The organism is Peribacillus sp. Bi134, from assembly GCF_918698065.1.
Lineage (GTDB): Bacteria > Bacillota > Bacilli > Bacillales > DSM-1321 > Peribacillus.
This window is the reverse complement of the sequence record NZ_CAKKLN010000026.1, coordinates 1-3,006: the sequence shown is the minus strand read 5'-3', so window position 1 is coordinate 3,006 and position 3,006 is coordinate 1. Positions and strand designations below refer to the sequence as shown.

Genomic DNA, 3,006 nt, shown 5'->3' with positions numbered 1-3,006 from the left:
TTGTTCCTTGAAAACTAGATAATAGATAGAAGGCAATTAATTTTTTTCAAAGCATCTGTAAGACTTTTTTAACGGTTAAGTTAGAAAGGGCGCACGGTGGATGCCTTGGCACTAGGAGCCGATGAAGGACGGGACTAACACCGATATGCTTCGGGGAGCTGTAAGTAAGCTTTGATCCGGAGATTTCCGAATGGGGAAACCCACTGTTCGTAATGGAACAGTATCTTTACCTGAATACATAGGGTACTGAAGGCAGACCCGGGGAACTGAAACATCTAAGTACCCGGAGGAAGAGAAAGCAAACGCGATTTCCTGAGTAGCGGCGAGCGAAACGGAATTAGCCCAAACCAAGAGGCTTGCCTCTTGGGGTTGTAGGACACTCAACATGGAGTTACAAAGGAACGGGGTAAATGAAGTGATCTGGAAAGATCCGTCGAAGAAGGTAAAAACCCTGTAGTTGAAACTTCGTTCCCTCCTGAGTGGATCCTGAGTACGGCGGGACACGAGAAATCCCGTCGGAAGCAGGGAGGACCATCTCCCAAGGCTAAATACTCCCTAGTGACCGATAGTGAACCAGTACCGTGAGGGAAAGGTGAAAAGCACCCCGGAAGGGGAGTGAAATAGATCCTGAAACCGTGTGCCTACAAGTAGTCAAAGCCCGTTAATGGGTAATGGCGTGCCTTTTGTAGAATGAACCGGCGAGTTACGATTTCATGCGAGGTTAAGTTGATGAGACGGAGCCGCAGCGAAAGCGAGTCTGAATAGGGCGAATGAGTATGAGGTCGTAGACCCGAAACCAGGTGATCTACCCATGTCCAGGGTGAAGTTCAGGTAACACTGAATGGAGGCCCGAACCCACGCACGTTGAAAAGTGCGGGGATGAGGTGTGGGTAGCGGAGAAATTCCAATCGAACCTGGAGATAGCTGGTTCTCTCCGAAATAGCTTTAGGGCTAGCCTCAAGATGAGAGTATTGGAGGTAGAGCACTGATTGGACTAGGGGCCCCCAACGGGTTACCGAATTCAGTCAAACTCCGAATGCCAAATACTTATTCTTGGGAGTCAGACTGCGAGTGATAAGATCCGTAGTCGAAAGGGAAACAGCCCAGACCACCAGCTAAGGTCCCAAAGTATACGTTAAGTGGAAAAGGATGTGGAGTTGCTTAGACAACCAGGATGTTGGCTTAGAAGCAGCCACCATTTAAAGAGTGCGTAATAGCTCACTGGTCGAGTGACTCCGCGCCGAAAATGTACCGGGGCTAAACGTATCACCGAAGCTGTGGATTGACACCGTTGGGTGTCGATGGTAGGAGAGCGTTCTAAGGGCGTTGAAGTCAGACCGGAAGGACTGGTGGAGCGCTTAGAAGTGAGAATGCCGGTATGAGTAGCGAAAGAAGGGTGAGAATCCCTTCCACCGAATGCCTAAGGTTTCCTGAGGAAGGCTCGTCCGCTCAGGGTTAGTCGGGACCTAAGCCGAGGCCGAAAGGCGTAGGCGATGGACAACAGGTTGATATTCCTGTACCACCTATACATCGTTTGAACGATGGGGGGACGCAGAAGGATAGGGTAAGCGCGCTGTTGGATATGCGCGTCCAAGCAGTTAGGCCGGAAACGAGGCAAATCCCGTTTCCATTAAGGCGGAGCTGTGATGGCGAGGGAAATATAGTACCGAAGTTCCTGATTCCACGCTGCCAAGAAAAGCCTCTAGTGAGATGTAAGGTGCCCGTACCGCAAACCGACACAGGTAGGCGAGGAGAGAATCCTAAGGTGTGCGAGAGAACTCTCGTTAAGGAACTCGGCAAAATGACCCCGTAACTTCGGGAGAAGGGGTGCTTTTTAGGGTGAATAGCCCAGAAAAGCCGCAGTGAATAGGCCCAGGCGACTGTTTAGCAAAAACACAGGTCTCTGCGAAGCCGCAAGGCGAAGTATAGGGGCTGACACCTGCCCGGTGCTGGAAGGTTAAGGGGAGAGGTTAGCGCAAGCGAAGCTTTGAACCGAAGCCCCAGTAAACGGCGGCCGTAACTATAACGGTCCTAAGGTAGCGAAATTCCTTGTCGGGTAAGTTCCGACCCGCACGAAAGGTGTAACGATCTGGGCACTGTCTCAACGAGAGACTCGGTGAAATTATAGTACCTGTGAAGATGCAGGTTACCCGCGACAGGACGGAAAGACCCCGTGGAGCTTTACTGCAGCCTGATATTGAATTTTGGTACAGCTTGTACAGGATAGGTAGGAGCCTGAGAAGCCGGAGCGCCAGCTTCGGTGGAGGCGTTGGTGGGATACTACCCTGGCTGTATTGAAATTCTAACCCGCGCCCCTTATCGGGGTGGGAGACAGTGTCAGGTGGGCAGTTTGACTGGGGCGGTCGCCTCCTAAAGAGTAACGGAGGCGCCCAAAGGTTCCCTCAGAATGGTTGGAAATCATTCGTAGAGTGTAAAGGCACAAGGGAGCTTGACTGCGAGACCTACAAGTCGAGCAGGGACGAAAGTCGGGCTTAGTGATCCGGTGGTTCCGCATGGAAGGGCCATCGCTCAACGGATAAAAGCTACCCCGGGGATAACAGGCTTATCTCCCCCAAGAGTCCACATCGACGGGGAGGTTTGGCACCTCGATGTCGGCTCATCGCATCCTGGGGCTGTAGTCGGTCCCAAGGGTTGGGCTGTTCGCCCATTAAAGCGGTACGCGAGCTGGGTTCAGAACGTCGTGAGACAGTTCGGTCCCTATCCGTCGCGGGCGCAGGAAATTTGAGAGGAGCTGTCCTTAGTACGAGAGGACCGGGATGGACGCACCGCTGGTGTACCAGTTGTCTTGCCAAAGGCATAGCTGGGTAGCTACGTGCGGACGGGATAAGTGCTGAAAGCATCTAAGCATGAAGCCCCCCTCAAGATGAGATTTCCCATGGCGCAAGCTAGTAAGATCCCTGAAAGATGATCAGGTTGATAGGTCAGAGGTGGAAGCGTGGCGACATGTGGAGCTGACTGATACTAATAGATCGAGGACTTAACCAA

The 3,006-nt window shown here is 52.1% G+C and carries 1 rRNA gene; it reads left to right on the top strand.

Features of this window, described 5'->3' with window-relative positions:
• The first annotated feature begins 73 nt into the window (after nt 1–73).
• Nucleotides 74–3,006 (top strand): 23S ribosomal RNA (locus tag LQ188_RS26635).